The organism is Gimesia sp. (assembly GCF_048262075.1).
Lineage (GTDB): Bacteria > Planctomycetota > Planctomycetia > Planctomycetales > Planctomycetaceae > Gimesia.
Map to the genome: position 1 here is coordinate 224,617 of NZ_JBLXFK010000008.1, position 15,630 is coordinate 240,246.

The window sequence follows — 15,630 nt, forward strand, 5'->3', positions numbered from 1 at the left end:
ATGGCATCGTTTCACAATTAAAGGTCTGCTGCCAGAACTTTGCGTCGGTAGTGAATCAACATGCTTAAAAACAGGCAGACACAACAGATGGACAGAGGAAACAGTACGGTGGTCAGGGAATACGATTCCAGTGCCAGCAGCGCGAAGGTGTTTCTGATAAAGAATAAAAAGATAAACAGAATGCTTTCTTCAAACGGATGATCGTAGGCTTTGCGGATGGTGGGACCGAAGCCTAACAGGTCGATGACCGTCAGCAGGATGACGGCCCACATCGGGTTGGAAGTAAAATACCAGCAGGGGATGGAGAGCAGGGCCACACTGAAGAAGAGTCGGTCGAGTCGCGTAATCGAAATGTCTCCGCGTTTGATATAAGACAGAAAAGCGATGTAGACGGTGATTGTGCCCGAAACCCCAATAGGCCACGCGCCAGTTCCTCCGTCTGCTTCGAGTTGCGCAAAGAACACAATCAATGTCGTGATGCCCCAGATCAACCATGAGAACAGATGAGGTCTGATACGTCCTGCCAGAATCCCTCTTATATACGGGATAAAGGCCGTGAACGTGATGAGAATTGCCAGGCCACTGAAGAGCAGCTTGATACGGGAGTCCATGGGGATACCTGATTTATTATTGACGAATTTATTAACGCAGATCAGGGGTGAGATACTAACGGAACACCAGTTTGCTAATCCGGGAGAGCTTATCAATAATTCGTTTGAGGAACATTGTCAATCCAGTAGGGAAGAACACAATGGCCGTGCCTCGACAGTGCGGCGGAGTGAGCATACACTGATTTGAAGATACTCGCGTTTACTCTCCCTGTCTCAGCCATTGATCGGAAGTTGCTCAGGAGCCTCACCATGAGATTTCATTACGTCGTTCGTGTCACTTTACTGACATTCGTTTGTCTCGTGCTGACTGGGAAATTCTCTTCTGCTGCAGATCAAATTGACTTTGAACCGGCGTCGATTAACATTCAGCTGCCGGAAGGACTGAAGCTGGGGCCCTGTTCGGCTGTGGATTTCGACAGCAAAGGGCGCATGTATCTGTTTCACCGGGGGCCACAGCCGATTCTCTGTTTCGACCAGAGTGGTAAATATGTTCGCTCATGGGGTGACAAGCTGATCGGGCAGGCGCATGGCCTGCGAGTTGACCCGCATAACAATATCTGGGTGACGGATATTGGTAATCACATGGTGTTTCAGTTCAGCCCGGAAGGAAAACTGCTGCTGGCGCTGGGGCAGGCGGGGAAACCTGGTGACAGTCAGGATCAATTCAACAAGCCAACGGACATCGCGTTTGGGCCACAGGGGAACATTTTCATTTCAGACGGCTATGGAAACAGTCGCGTGATGAAGTTTGCGGCGAACGGGAAATATCTGAGTCAGTGGGGGACACCGGGAAAAGGAGCAGGCGAATTTAATCTGCCACATTCCATCATTGTGGATGCAAACGACCGTGTGCTGGTGGGCGACCGTGAGAACGATCGCGTGCAGATCTTCGATCTTGAGGGAAACCTGCTGGAGATCTGGACCGGGTTTGCCCCGTATGGGATGGAATTTGATTCCCGTGGGACACTGTTTGTAGCCGATGGCCGTGCCAACAAAGTATTGCAGTTGAATGCAAGCGGCAAGGTCGTCAACTCATGGGGTAAAACAGGCAACGGGCCGGGAGAATACAATCTGCCTCACATGCTGGCCGTTGATACCGCGGGGAATCTGTTCGTGACGGAAATTGGCGGCAAACGACTGCAGAAACTGCAGCGGAATTAGCGATGTTTGTCGTCTGTCAGCAGCCACTTCATTTCTGAGGCGAACCGCTTTCCAGGAACGCGAGCAGGTCTTTGATCTCCCGATCGGTTAAGGAGTTGACCAGGCCGGAGGGCATGAAGGAGACCGGTGATTCGACCATCGCCTCCACATCGTTACGGTCAAAGGTACGATTCTGCCCATGGGCATCGCGGATGGTTTCTTTGACGTAGGACCGCAGTCGAATCCCTGTAAAGGTGCGACCATCGGTGAGAATGATCGTACGGGGTTGATATTCGGGAGCCATTTCCCGACTTGGTTCGAGAATGGATTTCAGCAGCCAGGCGTGGTCCTGTTTGTTGCCCAGGCTGCTTAAGTCGGGACCGACGACATTTCCCCGACCGCCGTGCCGATGACAGTGTGCACAATTCGCGAGTCGTCCATGATGAAAGATACGTCGACCGCTTTCCGGGTCAGCAGTAACCGACACCGCCTCCAGTGCCTGTAACCAGGCTTGTGTGTCGGTCAGAGCAGGACGACCGACGCTGAGAGATTTGGGATTCAGGGCGGCAGCAAACAGGTCTGCTGATTCGGGGTACTGACCGGCCAGGCTTTTCAGGGACTGCTGTTGTGGAGGTGTGAGTGGAATCGAACGGAGTGCACGTAATGCTTCCTCACGCACGGTCTGTTCCTTTGTTCCTGCCAGTTTTAGTAAGAGCGCGGTATTCTGTTCTGCGACGGTTGCCAGCCCGGCGATTGCTTCTGCCCTCAGCAACTCGCTTTGCTTCGGATCTGCGGCGATACCGACCAGAATCTTTTGAGCAGCGATCGGGTTTCCCGACAATGTACGGACCACTTCCAGTGACAGCGTCTCATCATTCACTGCCAGAAGCTGCTGAAGCATATCCAGTGTGAGTCCTTTGGGAAAGTTTTTGACTGGCTGATTTCCCTCTTTGGGAGCGGAACGTGATTGTGTAGGCAGCAACCGCAGTGCATAAGCGCGGATGCGTGGAGCACTTTTTTCATCCTGGACCCTGGATAACAGCAGCTCTGGGTTGCGGATTCCTGCTTCAGGTTTACCCTGCAGTGTATTCAACGTGGCGATGGCGGCTTCGAACCGGCGGTAGTCGAGGTCACTTTCCGCTAATTTCTGTTCTACCAATGGCAGAAACGCTTTCAAACCATAATCAGAAATCCAACGGAGCGTCTCAAATTGTACATCTGGATTTTTATCGGCGAGAAACATCGGGACCCAGTTCTCCGGGTCCGCCTTGGCAAGTTTCAAAGCCATTACGGCCTGAATGCGATCTGCTGCCGACCAGGTGGCGACTTCTTGAGGAGTCCAGTTCGACGCATTTCGTGAGAGTGCCTGCAGGGCAGACTGCGCAAGGAACGGATCTTCTGCATGCGAAAACGTCAATAATTCTTTCAGGGTGTGTGTTGATTTCCCACTTCGCAGGAGGGCTGCGAGTTTTGCTTCAGGAGTGGGCGGTTCCAGATCCATTTTTCCGACCCAGGTGGCTTTTTTTAGATCGATTTCGAGTTTCCACAAGCGTCCATAGCCGTGGGCCTGATAACGACCATCGACCCAGTCGCAGAGATAAAACACGCGTTTTTGTTTTGTGGAGGCAGGATCTGCGGCGATGCAACTCGGACGGAAGTAGCGGCTGCCTTTGACTAACGTGATGGGCTTGGATGTATAGGATGCTCCTGCGCTAATGAGCGGATAAAAGTCAATGCGATGATCACTCCACGAAGGGACCAGCAGTCCGCGGCCCAGAGGCAAGACGCCGCAGGGGGCTTCTCCCGAGGGGTGAATCATGGGGAGGGTGCCCCGCAATTCACCATTCCAACTGACGAAGGGGTGATGTGCTTCCGAGCCATAGCTGCGCTCATAGCCGTAATCGCCTCCTTCAATAATGTGAAGTACCCGGCAGGGAGGACGTTCGCCGGGATCATTTTCGGCAGCGAAGATTTCGCCATCTGCGCGAACACAAATGCCAAACGGGTTCCAGAAACCCTCTGCAATACGTGTCAGGTTTTCCCCGTCGGCGCTGCAGCGGAAAATGCCCCCTTTACCGGCGCCTTTGACGGTCACGCCATCGGTTCCGGTCAGTGTCCAGGGCTTGGCAAAATTCTCACCGATCGCAAATACCAGGTCTCCCTTCGTGTCCCAGGCAAGTCCTTCAAGACCATTATGAGGATAATCGGCTTCACTTTTCAAAACCGCGATGTTCTCTTCGACATCGGCTTTGCCGTCGCCATTGGTGTCTTTGATGCGCAGGATACGGTCCCGTTCAGCCAGATAGACCCAGCCATCCGGTCCCAGTTCCAGGTCCATGGTCGCATCAGTCGCATTATAGAAGACCTGCCGTTTTTGAGCGCGACCCTCTTTGTTGAGATCAGAAAAGACGATGATTTCATCGTGTTCCGGGCCGACGTAATCGTCGGGGCGAAAATGAGTATGTGTGGCGACGACCCAGATGCGCCCCTGTTCGTCCACATCAATGCCTGTCGGAGTTGCCAGTTCGGGATGCTCGGCGACAAGGGTCATCCGCACGCCGGGTTGCAATATTTTGACCTGCGGTTCGCGTTCGGCTGCCGGGAGTGAACTGATGGCGAAAATCAAACTGATCGCCAGGGAGCAAATGGTCAAATGATTCATCGGAGGATCTCTCGTTGGTTCGCGTATTCTGCTCTCAAGCAAAGTTGATTTCTCGAAAAGTCATGAGGCGGTTTAGTACCGGATCATTACTTAAGATATTTTATAGTATCAGTTTGAAAAGAACAATGAATATGCATGCGTTAATGGGAAGCACTCTCTGGTACACCTGCTCTGGAAATCCAAACGATTGAATCAACTCATCCCGAACTGTATTGCGATGCTGGATCCGATTCTGGAAATCAATCTTCCCGACGCACTAAAAACAGTTTCATCTGGTCAAGACCGTTTTCACCTGAGAATGCAATTTCCGAATGTTTACCCCCACTCGCGTTTCAGCGCTGCACGGTACACTAATATGTTCAAGCTGAGGGCGCCGGCAATGGCGATCAATGCGGAAACGAACAATGTCAGCAGGTCGGGAATAAAACTTAATCGAGGCTGGTACTGCCAGGCGATTATGCTGATGACTACTGTACCTGCCAGGGTATATAGCGCAAACATGCAGCCTACAATCATCCAGGCACGTTTGAAAACCAGGACCGTCGCGTTTGTTCCCAGGATCCATAACGGAACAGCGATGCCAACCAGCAACATCAGGCTGAAAAGTTCGAGTTTGCCGATAGCGACATCTAGTGTGAGGAGTGGGAGTAGAACGAGGAAACCGATCACCAGAAAGCTGTGATCCAAAGCGAAAGCCAGGTACACCTGTTTCATCAATGAGTGACGACTGACTGGTCGTAATGATTCGATCTCCAGGTTCTTGCGTCGTTGCCACCAGATAATAACAGGCAGGAATACGCCGGTGCTGCAGAGACTCGAAAAGAGACCTACCAGTAAGGGGATGTTTTGAGTGATGAATTGCTCTCCGGTTATCAGGTGATAGATCCCTTGAACCAACAACCCGAAAATTACGATGATTCCCAATACCCCGAGCGTGCTGCTGAGCCTGAACGCATTCCCTCGTCGCCACAGGCAGGCCATTTGCCAGGTTGATTTCTCAGTATAGTGTAATTCCTGCATGCTACGATCCAGTAGCCAGATCGAAAGTATGCCAGGCTTTTGCCATTGGGCCTGTCGGGCACGGTTTTTGTCCCAGGGAGAAAATGCAGGTGGGATCATGAATGCTTCATTCACTTTCTCAGTAATCGCTGGGAACCTGATCAGGATCCAGGAAACAGAGAGGACTTCAATCACAATGAACGTGAAGGCCATTCCGGGGCGATGACCTTGCAAATACCAGATCACTTCGGTAGCAATCGCCTTAAAAATCGAATCGAAGAGTAGCGGAAAGTTCATAAAGAAGAGTGGCATGAGAGCCAGGATCAGCCAATGCCGGTAGGGGTTATTGGAAAGCTGCGCGACGGAGAACAGACTCACAATGGCAGGCAGCAGGAGAATGATACTTACCGCCGGCAGCATTCCAATGTCATAACGCAGTAATACGAGAGACAGTAACAACGATCCTGTCGCCATAATCGCGATCGCCAAACGTCGATGAGGTGCGAGATAGTTTGGGGTCAGTCTGGCAGCAGGAGTAACGAAGAGTGCCCACAGTTGGAGGGAGAGGGTGGCAAACAAGAGAGCACTGGTAAATACCGCTCGTTGAATGGCACCCAGCTTCGACTTTGAATAAGTGATCGGCAGCGCACGCACCGGAAGCAAATCCGACTCATGAAATCTTCGTATGCGTTTCATTAAGAACCAGTCTGCATAGACTTCTTTCAGTGTAGGAGACGAGCGCAGCAATTCAATTTGTTCCTGTGACAGGTCAATGGCGTTCCAGGTCTGCGGATTTCCTGATTGCTCGTGACGGGGATCATAGTTGAGAGAAGCAACAAGAGAGAGCTGCTGCAGTGCGGGGATTTGCGTGACATGCTGAAATAGTTCCGGTGATGTGTTATTATAATGGAGCGCCAATAATCTCACGTTGGTCATGTTCGGGGTTTCAGAGGAGTGTGCTTCTAATGTCGTCGCTTGTATCTCTAACTGCGACACTTTTTCACCGTAATGTTGTAAGGCACCGGAAGGGAGCAGGGTGCCCATCAACACGAGTGCATCCAGTTTGGGAAGTTGACAGATTTGTTCGACGTTCTCTGCCGTCAGTACGAAGTCATTCAGTTCCAGATAAACCAGATTTCGAAACGGCTTCAGGTCTGGTAGTGAATCGTCCATGTTCACTCTGGCCAGGCTGAGTGATTGAATCTCAGCGGGGGCAACCTGTTGCAGTAGATCGGGGAGGGTTTGCAGTCTGGGAGAATTCTCAGTATCAGGGGAGGATGCAGCAGTATAAACTCTTTCAATCTGCCCGGGTGCATGCGGTCGCGCACCGACCTGCATGACATTGCCGCCAGTCGGACCAAATGCCAGAGATAATACAAGTATGAAAAACATGACTGTCAGTAACAGTATGAGCGGGCGCTGCCAGTAGGTTTTGAGGATCTGTTGATATAATGTGGTGCGAAAGATCATTGAATGACCTCCACTTCTGCCTGAGAGGGAACTCCAGAGAGTTCCAGAAAGATTTCTTCCAGATTCAGGTCCTCGACGGTCGTTGTGGCCTGCAATTCGTTCGAGAGAATCTCCAACGCAGTGACATCAAAATCTTTGACCGCTATTAGTGCATGCGTGCCGTCGATCTCTGAACGCAGTGTGCCTGGCAGATTCAGATTCTGTGGCAAGTCGTGTTCGGCCGTGATGCGGATGCGTTTCACCTGGTGCATCAGTGAGTCCAGTTCGCCAAAGAAGCCGAGTTTCCCGTCATCCAGAAAAGCAACATGCGAAGTGATGCGCTCCAGGTCTGATGTGATGTGAGTCGAAAACAGAATCGTATTCTCTTCCTGTTCTGTGAACTCAATCAAAGACTGCAGAAACTGACGGCGGGCCACGGGATCAAGGCTGGCAACCGGTTCATCCAGAATCAGCAGTTCCGGGTGGTGGCCCAACGCTAAGATTACGGACAGTTTCTGGCGTTGCCCGGTCGAAAGTGCGCCCACGCGTTGTGTCTCATTCAGATGCCATTCCTTCAACAGAGTGTTGACATATTCCTGGTCCCACTCAGCGTAAAACGCGCCCGTATACTCTGTCAGGCCTTTGACTGTCATCCAGGGGAGCAACACGGAATCTTGTGAGACGTAACCTAAGCGTGATTTTGCTGTTTCATCCAGATCCCAGGAATTCTGACCAAAAACGGAACTTTTTCCTGAAGTCGTTCTGATTAATCCCAGGATACATTTGATTAACGTCGTTTTCCCAGATCCATTGGTACCCAGCAAACCAACGACTTGCCCCGCGTTGATTTGCAGATCCAGGCCTGTCAGTACCGGAGTGTCTTGAAACTGCTTGTGCAGATCAACGGTTTGAATGATTGCATTGCTCATGGTTTGTATTCCCGTAACAGCTTGTTGACGACTGCCAGAATCTGCTCATTACTGAGCCCGAGTTGACGTCCCTGTACAACGGCCTGCTCCATCAGCGGCTTGAGGTCCTGCATCCGCTCTTTCGAGCTTCCCGCAGGAATCGACTTGCGTACCAGCATTCCCTTGCCGCGCACCCGCTCTACGACTTTGTCCGCTTCCAGTTTGGAATAGGCTTTCGAGATCGTCATCGCATTTACCCCGAGTACTGTCGCCATTTGGCGCACGCTGGGGAGCATGTCTCCGGCGTTTAAATGCCCCCCCGCAATCATCGTATTAATCTGTCCGATGATCTGCAGGTAGATCGGCACGCCGGCAGAGGGATGCACTTCAAATTGTGTTGCATTGATTACCATCTGTGAAAACCTTATGTGTATTACTACACTAATACACCTGGTGGGGGCCGTCAATCATAAAAACGAAAAATAACCAGGTTTCTATTTTATTGGTGGGGCACTTCAATGAGAGAACGGAGTCTGTATGACTGATTAATGTCAGAACTAAAAAGAGGATCAAATTCAGTGATCGCGTACATTCAGTGCGCTGTTGCTTGACTCAGGCATCTGAATAGCCATTGGTAGCGATGTTATTAACTAAGCCTAATTTATATCCGGGTTGAAGGGTAAACCTCCTTATGTGAGTTTTATGTTTAATTCTGATTAAAAAACCATATAGTGAGAAAGAGAATGTTGTATTGAGACATGATCACTCAGATTCAATTCTTTTTTGTGGGGCCAACTATGAATACATTAAAGCGTGGATTTACACTGATTGAATTATTGGTCGTGATCGCGATTATCGCGATATTGGTTTCGCTGCTGTTACCGGCGGTCCAGCAGGCCCGTGAAGCAGCGCGGCGGAGTTCGTGCAAGAACAATCTGAAACAGATTGGATTAGCCTTACATAATTACCACGAGACGTATCGTTCGTTCCCGCCGGGGGGAGTTACACTCGGTTCATGTTGTTCAACCAAAAGCGGTATCAACTGGGCCATCGCGATACTCCCTTATCTCGATCAGGCATCCTTATTCCAAAAGTATGATTCCAGTGCATTCAATGAAGATCCTGAGAACGCAACCGTCCGGGAGCAAAATATGGTCGTCTACAACTGTCCGTCAGATAAGAATGCCGGGAAATTATTACAGCCGGAGAGTGGGCCGGGGAGCGGCGTGCAATATCGTATGAGTTCCTATCGTGCCGTATCTGGTAAAACGGACACGAGCGGTTGGATGGACAACGCTGATGGGTCGGCACTCCCGAGTAATTGGAGAGGAGTTTTGCATAGCATTGGTATGAATGGTTTCACAGTGGAGAAGTTTAATACGATAACCGACGGGACCTCAAATACCATAGTCGTGGCGGAGTATCATACGAAAACCACTCCCCGCCGCGGGACGTTCTGGGCTTACACATACACTTCTTACAGTCAGTCTTCCTTTACGGCCCAACGTCGGACTCTTATCCCCGATTATGATCGTTGTGTGGCGATCGGAGGTACCGGAGGCAGTAACGCATGTAAACGCGGTTGGGGCAGTATGCATGTGGGGGGAATGCAAGTTCTTCTGGCAGACGGCTCAAGTCGCTTTATGAGTGAGAACATCGATTTGACTCTCTTTCAAAGCCTGGCAACACCAGAAGGGGAAGAAATCATTGGAGAATGGTGATCGCTCCGTTTTTATCCCGATGGCAGGTGTCAGATGAGTGGAAAACTCATCGTTCAAGTTCTGATGAAGGAGTGTGATCACAGATGAAATGCTTTTCAAAATTCCGAATGATTCTAATCATCCTGGCAGTGGTGGTGTTTACGGGATGCGGGTCTGATGATGTGCCGCTGGCATCTGTTGCCGGGACGGTCACAATGAACGGCAAACCGCTGTCGGGGGCGACAGTACTGTATCGACCTCGAACGACAGACAAGGATAGTGACCTCAAAGGTGCGGCTGAGTCGTACGGCAAAACGGATGAAAATGGCCACTATGAACTTTCTGTGGTCATGACTGGCGATACGGGAGCAGTTGTTGGTCCGAATGATGTTATAATTACGCTCGATGTGTTTGAAGAAATTCTGCCTTCATTTGACGAATCCGGAAAAGACCAGCGAGGTCCCAACCCGATTCCTTCGCAGTACAATTCAGATACGACGCTGGAATTCGACGTACCACCGGCAGGAGTAGAGGACGCCGACTTCGAACTCCTGAATCCCGATTTCAAGGTTCCCGATAAGAGCGCACATCCAGCTCGAGATGTGTGAGAACAATATCATGGTGTTTTGAAACAGGATTAGTGTGCCGCAGAGTGGGGGAGCGACAACCAGGAGAAGAAGCTCCTCCACTGGGGGCGTTTAGCCAAACAGTTCCATGATCGGTTTGCCTGTTGTCAGTGTGCGCAGGATACCTGTCGGGTCTTTGGGATCGTTGATGGGGATGTCGAGGGCGTGATAGATCGTCGCGGCCAGTTCTTCGGGGCGGACGGGATTATCGGTCGGGTATTGGCCGTACTTATTCGATTTGCCGTAGACCTGGCCTCCGGCGATGCCAGCGCCAGCGAGAATCGATGAGAAACAGCGGGGCCAATGCTGGCGACCGGGGGGATTCTGTTTGAGCACATTCGGCGTGCGACCGAATTCGCCAGTCACGACGACCAGTGTATTCTCCAGCATGCCACGTTCTTTCAGGTCGGAGAGCAACGCAGCCAGCGCCTGATCCAGGCGTGGCAGACAGAAGCCCATGCCATACGAACCGTTACCGAAGGCGTTGCCCATCCCCATATTGCCGCCGTGCATGTCCCAACTGCTGCTGGGCGGACCCTGTTTGTCATGATCTGCCTGACCAGTCCAGCCGTTGACGGTGACAAAGCGGACCCCCGATTCGACCATGCGGCGGGCGAGTAACAGGTTCTGTCCGAGGGGATGCATACCGTAACGGTTGCGTACTTTATCGGGCTCTTCATGCATGTCAAACGCTTTGCGGCCTTCGGCGCGCGTTAACGCTTCGTAGGTTTTCTCGCGCAGGTCAGACCAGTCTTTGACGGTCTGGTCCCGATCGAGGCGATTGGATTCCAGGTTGCTCAGTACGGCTTTTCGTTTTTCGAATCGCTGTTCATCGTAGGGGGCATAAATTTCAGGTGGCTTAAAGTCTTTCATCGCCGGGTGGTTATTCGCAGAGCCGACAAACACGGGCGCATAAGCGGAACCCAGGTAACCGCCGATGCCGATATTGGGTGCGCAAAACACAGGCGGCCCTACACATTTGATGAGCCAGGCATTGGAGACGAAATTGCGTTTGCTGGGTTTGTGTCGGGCGACATGCGAGCCCAGGTAAGGTTGTTCGTTCGACATGCCCTGCTGCACGCGTTTGTTCGACTGGCCGCTGAGCAGGTTATGCATCGCGTCGAAATGGTTGCTGATCGCGCCAGGATGCGACATGGAATTGATCAGCGTGAACTCGTCAGTCAGCTTGGCCAGTTCGGTGTGCATCTCATTGATGCGCATGCCCGGCACTTTGGTGTCGATGGGCATGTAAGGCCCGCGGTATTCCAGCGGGGCCTCGGGTTTCATATCCCAGGTATCGAGGTGACTCGGCCCGCCACACAGCAGCACGAAGATGCAGGACTTTTCCGCCGCGACCGCTTTGCCCGACGCGTCGACTTTGTCGCTCCCCATGACCATGCCCGGCATGCCGAGACTGAGCGTTCCCAAGCCACTCGCAATCAGGGCCTGTCGTCGGTTCATCTGGAATTCATCCATCCTCAACCTCGCTTCGATTCGCATAGACTGGAGTTGATGTGTGGATTATATCAGTTTCGTCAGAGATGCAACACAAGATTCAGGGATCTTGAGGAGATTGCTGTGATCGGGACAGAAACCGTAACGCGTGCGTGGGTCTTCTGATCGTGTCATGCCTCGTCTGCGGGACTCATCCTGGGGGGAAATTCCCGTTGATCTGAGCCAGCAGTCTGATATGATTTCTTCATTCAGACCTTATTTTATTGTTTTTTTTCTTTCACATTGAGCCGGCAGTACAGGGCACATTGATCTTTTCAGTGCCAACACGGGCCTGCGGGAGGCAGTCATGAGTAATCTGAGTCGAAGAGATGCTGTGAAAATGGTGGCGGGGCTTGGCATTGTTGCCACTGGTGCCGGAGTCATCGCAACCAGGGGATCGGACAGCGAAGCAGCCGCGAAACCCAATCAGGCGTCAAACCATCCACCGGCTCCCGATCAGCAATCGGAAGCGGATGCAAATCAGATTGATAAGGAGCTGAGAAGGGCGATTGAAAATCCATTTCAATACTACTTCCTGGAGAAGGTATCGTTTCAGGCACCGAAGACCAATCGTGCCGTGTTTTTTACTTCTGCTTATGGCAATCCGACAAGAGAGTCCCAGGAGGAGAGAAAGTCCCGGGAGGAGAGACTGTCGCCGTCCACACTGCGGGTCTTTCGCGCGATTGCCGATCAGGATGATTTTACCAGGCAGGGGGGAGTCTACTGGAAAAGTGAAGGCACGACTGGCCAGATCCAGTTCGAACATCCGGGGGGCCTCTTCCTCGCGCTGTTCGGTCCTGAAGGGATGGTCCACTGTTATTCCCTGTTTCATCTTTTCAATTGCTGAATCACCAGGTTCACTTTCAAGAACGACGACTGTCTCACGGGATCATCTCATGCAAAGATGGTCCTTTTTTATTGGTGATCCTTGACTTGATCAACCCTGACTGCAGCCTGCCCTTCCAGAATTTTCTGTCACTGTTCAAACAAATATGTTACACTGCAGTTTCTATAAGAAGTGAACCTGTCTTTTTATCCCCTGTTCTTGGGGTCTTATTTATTTTCATTTCTTGAGAGGAGGCTGTTATGTCTGCGTCTGCTTCTCACCGCTCGGTCCTGCGTTACCTCTACAACCACAATCCGTTCTATGTCATTAGTGCGGTATTGATGTTGTTCGCCGTGCGGTCTGCTTACGGAACCATTGAGATCGGTTCCATCAATTGCTGGGTGATGATGGGAGTGCTTGCCGGGTATACCCTGCTGCTGGCGGGGATCGGCGTGCTGATTGTGCGCTGGGGCAAGGTCTGGGAAGATGCCCGCTCGATTCTGCTGCTCCTGCTGCTGCTGTTTCTCGGGGTTTCGGTCAGTATGGATGATCTGTTCTCGCGGATTACTCCCGATCAGGGAATGATGTTAATGATCGGCGGCTTTTTGTTTTCGGCGATTGTTTCTGAAGCCGTATTGTGGGGCGCCGGGATTCGCCTGGGCGCCCGCTATCGCATTCCCTTCCACCTGTTCCTGGCGTTGTTTTATTTCGCACCCTGGTGGTGTTCTCCGGAAATGCATCCGCGATCCGCTGCCGAACTCGAATGGATGCTGTTTTTATTTCCTGTTGTCGGCGCGATTCTGTTTTTGTTTCTGCTGCCTGCCGTCCGCGGAGGTGTCTCGTATGTCAGAGGAAACGGGACTCCCTGGGGCTGGCCGTGGTTTCCCTGGATTGCGTTTGGCATGTTTGCCGCCTGTGTCAGTCTGCGCTCGTTTGCGCTGTGTTTGACATTTGGACCGGCGGGGCCGATGTGGATTACTTCGGGAAGTGGGCCCCGACTGATATCCTTTGATACGTTGTGGGGCTTCTATTTTTTGATTCCACTCGGCTTTGTCCTGCTTCTGCTGTTGCTGGAAGGGGGGCTGGTCACGAAGAACAAAGCCTTTCAGGCGGGCGTGATCCGCTTTTCGCCGTTACTGCTTCTGCTGGCAATGCCGGCGACAACGGGGCCGGTTCACACCGGTTTTCTTTTCAAAGTGACGGACGTGCTGGGCGGACCGATCTGGCTGACCGTCTGGTTGTTAATCGGCTTTTATCTGCTGGCAGCGGTGCGACGTGTACCGGGCGCATTCACAGCCGGGCTGGGAGCCGTTGCGCTCCTTTCGATTGTGGGGCCGCAGACGCTGGGTTCGCGGACGCTGGTTGAGCCGACGCCCTGGCCGTTGCTCCTGGATGGAATCGTGCTGCTGATGCTGGGACTCCATAGACGTTCCTCTGGCCTCTGTACTGTCGGTATTCTGGCGGCGACAGCGGGGATCTGGCTGGTGATTCCGGACACGGTGCTGTTCGAGTACCGGTTCACGATCTGTTTTCATCTGTTGTGGATTTCAATGCTGGTACTGGGTCTGACGATGAAAGATGACTTCAGTCGCGTGCTGCAATGTGCTAGTGCGCTGCTGGTCCCGCTGGTGGCGGTCGTCGTGATTCTGAATGAGCGTGCGGCAGAAATTCCGCTGGCGTGGCGACTCTCTTATGTCGCCACGTGGGCCGTAGGCTGTCTGTTGATTGCCCGGCTCTGGTCGAATCGCTGGTTTACGTATTCGTTTGCTGCGACATTGAGTATTCTGCTCTACACCAGCGCGACCTACGGATTTCGACTGGCAACGCGCACGCTGGATCAATCGGCGGTGATTGCGTTCCTCTGGTCAGTGGGCGCGTTATTGCTCGCATTCCTGATCAGCGCCCACAAAGCCCGCTGGCTGCCCGAATATGCCTGGTTGATACCCCGGAAAGAAACGCCGCCGGAAGAGGAGTTGCTGCCACCCCCACCAGAGGAATCTACTGGTGTTGAGGAATGATGAAAATCGGGAGTATGATATGGGAGGCCGGTCTGAAGGAATCTGAACCGGTCTCTCTTTCAACTCTTCTGTTAATAAATGGTTTAGAAAGTGATCCATGTTTTTCAGAAAGAAAAAAAACAAACAGGGAATTCCTAGTTGTTGTGTCAATAAGAATCTCAAATCAGGACATTATTTATTAGTGTCTGAAGTTCTTGCCCCTGAGACCGGGGCCAACTTTACTTGGGGAAACCTTCTAGAGATCACTGAACTTGAAATGCAGAAAGAGGGCTTATCGATAATTATGAAAGACCTGGAAGCATACCATGATCGCAATGCAGACGGGCGTTCAGAGATTGATAAAATGTCGCAGGAAGAACATTTCACGTTTTTAAAAAATCACGATTGTGTTTGTATCAGTATGTGTGATGAAGAACAACTTCGATTATCACCAATGAAAACGGACCTCAATGGCAGCGGGAGAGGCAAGCAAGAGGATCAGATATTTGTTGATTTAAATTGTTCCAATGATGAATTTTATAATGCCTTAATACAGGCATTCAAAACATGCGAGACATTTCATTAATTCAAGATGGTAAAGGTGCAGTTCCGCTTGCCTTTGACAGGGTTGAGTAGAAATAAAATGGAAGGCGAGAATTTAATCCTGGAACTTTGATGAAAAAATATTATCCTGTTTTCATATTGGCAATGTTACCATTACTGGTTCCAGTGATCTGTACTTACCTGGGATTAGAAATCATCCAATATGTGAATGCCAGTAATCATCGGAGCGGGTTTGGTACTGAGTTGGTTCCATTGATGATGGTTGTTGGCATGAGTTTTATCTTTTTTTTCATTATTCTAGCCGACTATATTTGTCGTCCCTCAAAGAAGATATTGGTACGATATTTTGTAAATGTATTGCTCTTTCTTCTTGAAGCGCCTCTCGCCATCTGGATGTTTCGAGCGATCATCCATTCTTATACCGCCGATTCAACATGACATTGAATTCCGAATCCGTCGAAACGGGGAGTTCGACTCAACATCCTGATGGAATCGCTCTGACATTTGTAGTGAGCGTGTCGGAAAGTGTGTCTCCCGAATTAGTACTCGAACGGATCATCCAAGTTTGGCGAACTGTTGCTGGTTGGGGACGATGGTGTGACGAAGATTCAGGAGATTGGCCTGATACGGTAGATGCGATGCAACAACTACCAG

The 15,630-nt window shown here is 51.2% G+C and carries 13 protein-coding genes; 7 read left to right on the forward strand and 6 right to left on the reverse strand.

Annotated elements, in window-relative coordinates; genetic code table 11:
- Positions 1-17: 17 nt before the first annotated feature.
- Entirely contained in the window at positions 18-611 is a 594-nt protein-coding gene (locus ACN0YH_RS17080) for a hypothetical protein (protein ID WP_417380789.1), read from the reverse strand.
- A 249-nt stretch (positions 612-860) separates the two neighbouring features.
- Between ACN0YH_RS17080 and ACN0YH_RS17085 the strand changes: the two genes are divergently transcribed.
- Positions 861-1,772, forward strand: a complete 912-nt coding sequence (locus ACN0YH_RS17085; RefSeq protein WP_417380790.1) for a peptidyl-alpha-hydroxyglycine alpha-amidating lyase family protein — start codon at positions 861-863, stop codon at positions 1,770-1,772.
- Positions 1,773-1,800: 28 nt separating this feature from the next.
- On the opposite strand, the gene ACN0YH_RS17090 is transcribed toward ACN0YH_RS17085, so the two are convergent.
- The 4 genes from ACN0YH_RS17090 to ACN0YH_RS17105 form a co-directional block, all read right to left on the reverse strand.
- Positions 1,801-4,413 (reverse strand): PVC-type heme-binding CxxCH protein, encoded by a 2,613-nt coding sequence (locus ACN0YH_RS17090; RefSeq protein ID WP_417380791.1) that lies wholly within the window; start codon positions 4,411-4,413, stop codon positions 1,801-1,803.
- 315 nt (positions 4,414-4,728) lie between these two features.
- On the reverse strand, positions 4,729-6,882 hold the full coding sequence (locus ACN0YH_RS17095) for a hypothetical protein (protein WP_417380792.1): 2,154 nt from the start codon (positions 6,880-6,882) through the stop codon (positions 4,729-4,731).
- Complete coding sequence (locus ACN0YH_RS17100; RefSeq protein WP_417380793.1) at positions 6,879-7,790, reverse strand: ABC transporter ATP-binding protein; 912 nt, start codon at positions 7,788-7,790, stop codon at positions 6,879-6,881. The genes ACN0YH_RS17095 and ACN0YH_RS17100 overlap by 4 nt, the downstream gene beginning before the upstream one ends.
- Entirely contained in the window at positions 7,787-8,182 is a 396-nt protein-coding gene (locus ACN0YH_RS17105; protein ID WP_417380794.1) for a GntR family transcriptional regulator, read from the reverse strand. Before ACN0YH_RS17105 ends, ACN0YH_RS17100 begins: the two co-directional genes overlap by 4 nt.
- 384 nt (positions 8,183-8,566) lie before the next feature.
- Here ACN0YH_RS17105 and ACN0YH_RS17110 point away from each other — a divergent pair, with 384 nt between their 5' ends.
- Together ACN0YH_RS17110 and ACN0YH_RS17115 are read left to right on the forward strand one after the other, a co-directional pair.
- Entirely contained in the window at positions 8,567-9,490 is a 924-nt protein-coding gene (locus ACN0YH_RS17110; protein WP_197994119.1) for a DUF1559 domain-containing protein, read from the forward strand.
- A 107-nt stretch (positions 9,491-9,597) separates the two neighbouring features.
- Positions 9,598-10,077 carry a hypothetical protein gene (locus tag ACN0YH_RS17115; protein WP_417380795.1) on the forward strand — a complete coding sequence of 160 codons (480 nt, stop codon included), beginning with the start codon at positions 9,598-9,600 and terminating at the stop codon, positions 10,075-10,077.
- Positions 10,078-10,167: 90 nt separating this feature from the next.
- Here the strand turns inward: ACN0YH_RS17115 and ACN0YH_RS17120 are convergent, their stop codons facing one another.
- On the reverse strand, positions 10,168-11,556 hold the full coding sequence (locus ACN0YH_RS17120; protein ID WP_417380796.1) for a DUF1501 domain-containing protein: 1,389 nt from the start codon (positions 11,554-11,556) through the stop codon (positions 10,168-10,170).
- A gap of 340 nt (positions 11,557-11,896) precedes the next feature.
- Here ACN0YH_RS17120 and ACN0YH_RS17125 point away from each other — a divergent pair, with 340 nt between their 5' ends.
- The 4 genes from ACN0YH_RS17125 to ACN0YH_RS17140 all read left to right on the forward strand — a co-directional run bounded on the left by ACN0YH_RS17125 (position 11,897) and on the right by ACN0YH_RS17140 (position 15,414).
- Complete coding sequence (locus tag ACN0YH_RS17125) at positions 11,897-12,436, forward strand: hypothetical protein (RefSeq protein ID WP_417380797.1); 540 nt, start codon at positions 11,897-11,899, stop codon at positions 12,434-12,436.
- 239 nt (positions 12,437-12,675) lie between these two features.
- Entirely contained in the window at positions 12,676-14,433 is a 1,758-nt protein-coding gene (locus tag ACN0YH_RS17130; protein WP_417380798.1) for a hypothetical protein, read from the forward strand.
- A 97-nt stretch (positions 14,434-14,530) separates the two neighbouring features.
- Positions 14,531-14,998 (forward strand): hypothetical protein, encoded by a 468-nt coding sequence (locus ACN0YH_RS17135; protein WP_417380799.1) that lies wholly within the window; start codon positions 14,531-14,533, stop codon positions 14,996-14,998.
- An 89-nt stretch (positions 14,999-15,087) separates the two neighbouring features.
- Positions 15,088-15,414, forward strand: coding sequence for a hypothetical protein (locus tag ACN0YH_RS17140; protein ID WP_417380800.1), 327 nt, complete (start codon positions 15,088-15,090; stop codon positions 15,412-15,414).
- Positions 15,415-15,630: the final 216 nt, after the last annotated feature.

What these genes read in the sequence shown, in the direction of transcription:
- ACN0YH_RS17080 (WP_417380789.1), bottom strand. Translation starts at nt 611, where the DNA reads ATGGACTCCCGTATCAAGCTGCTCTTCAGTGGCCTGGCAATTCTCATC.
- ACN0YH_RS17085 (WP_417380790.1), top strand. Translation starts at nt 861, where the DNA reads ATGAGATTTCATTACGTCGTTCGTGTCACTTTACTGACATTCGTTTGT.
- ACN0YH_RS17090 (WP_417380791.1), bottom strand. Translation starts at nt 4,413, where the DNA reads ATGAATCATTTGACCATTTGCTCCCTGGCGATCAGTTTGATTTTCGCC.
- ACN0YH_RS17095 (WP_417380792.1), bottom strand. Translation starts at nt 6,882, where the DNA reads ATGATCTTTCGCACCACATTATATCAACAGATCCTCAAAACCTACTGG.
- ACN0YH_RS17100 (WP_417380793.1), bottom strand. Translation starts at nt 7,790, where the DNA reads ATGAGCAATGCAATCATTCAAACCGTTGATCTGCACAAGCAGTTTCAA.
- ACN0YH_RS17105 (WP_417380794.1), bottom strand. Translation starts at nt 8,182, where the DNA reads ATGGTAATCAATGCAACACAATTTGAAGTGCATCCCTCTGCCGGCGTG.
- ACN0YH_RS17110 (WP_197994119.1), top strand. Translation starts at nt 8,567, where the DNA reads ATGAATACATTAAAGCGTGGATTTACACTGATTGAATTATTGGTCGTG.
- ACN0YH_RS17115 (WP_417380795.1), top strand. Translation starts at nt 9,598, where the DNA reads ATGATTCTAATCATCCTGGCAGTGGTGGTGTTTACGGGATGCGGGTCT.
- ACN0YH_RS17120 (WP_417380796.1), bottom strand. Translation starts at nt 11,556, where the DNA reads ATGAACCGACGACAGGCCCTGATTGCGAGTGGCTTGGGAACGCTCAGT.
- ACN0YH_RS17125 (WP_417380797.1), top strand. Translation starts at nt 11,897, where the DNA reads ATGAGTAATCTGAGTCGAAGAGATGCTGTGAAAATGGTGGCGGGGCTT.
- ACN0YH_RS17130 (WP_417380798.1), top strand. Translation starts at nt 12,676, where the DNA reads ATGTCTGCGTCTGCTTCTCACCGCTCGGTCCTGCGTTACCTCTACAAC.
- ACN0YH_RS17135 (WP_417380799.1), top strand. Translation starts at nt 14,531, where the DNA reads ATGTTTTTCAGAAAGAAAAAAAACAAACAGGGAATTCCTAGTTGTTGT.
- ACN0YH_RS17140 (WP_417380800.1), top strand. Translation starts at nt 15,088, where the DNA reads ATGAAAAAATATTATCCTGTTTTCATATTGGCAATGTTACCATTACTG.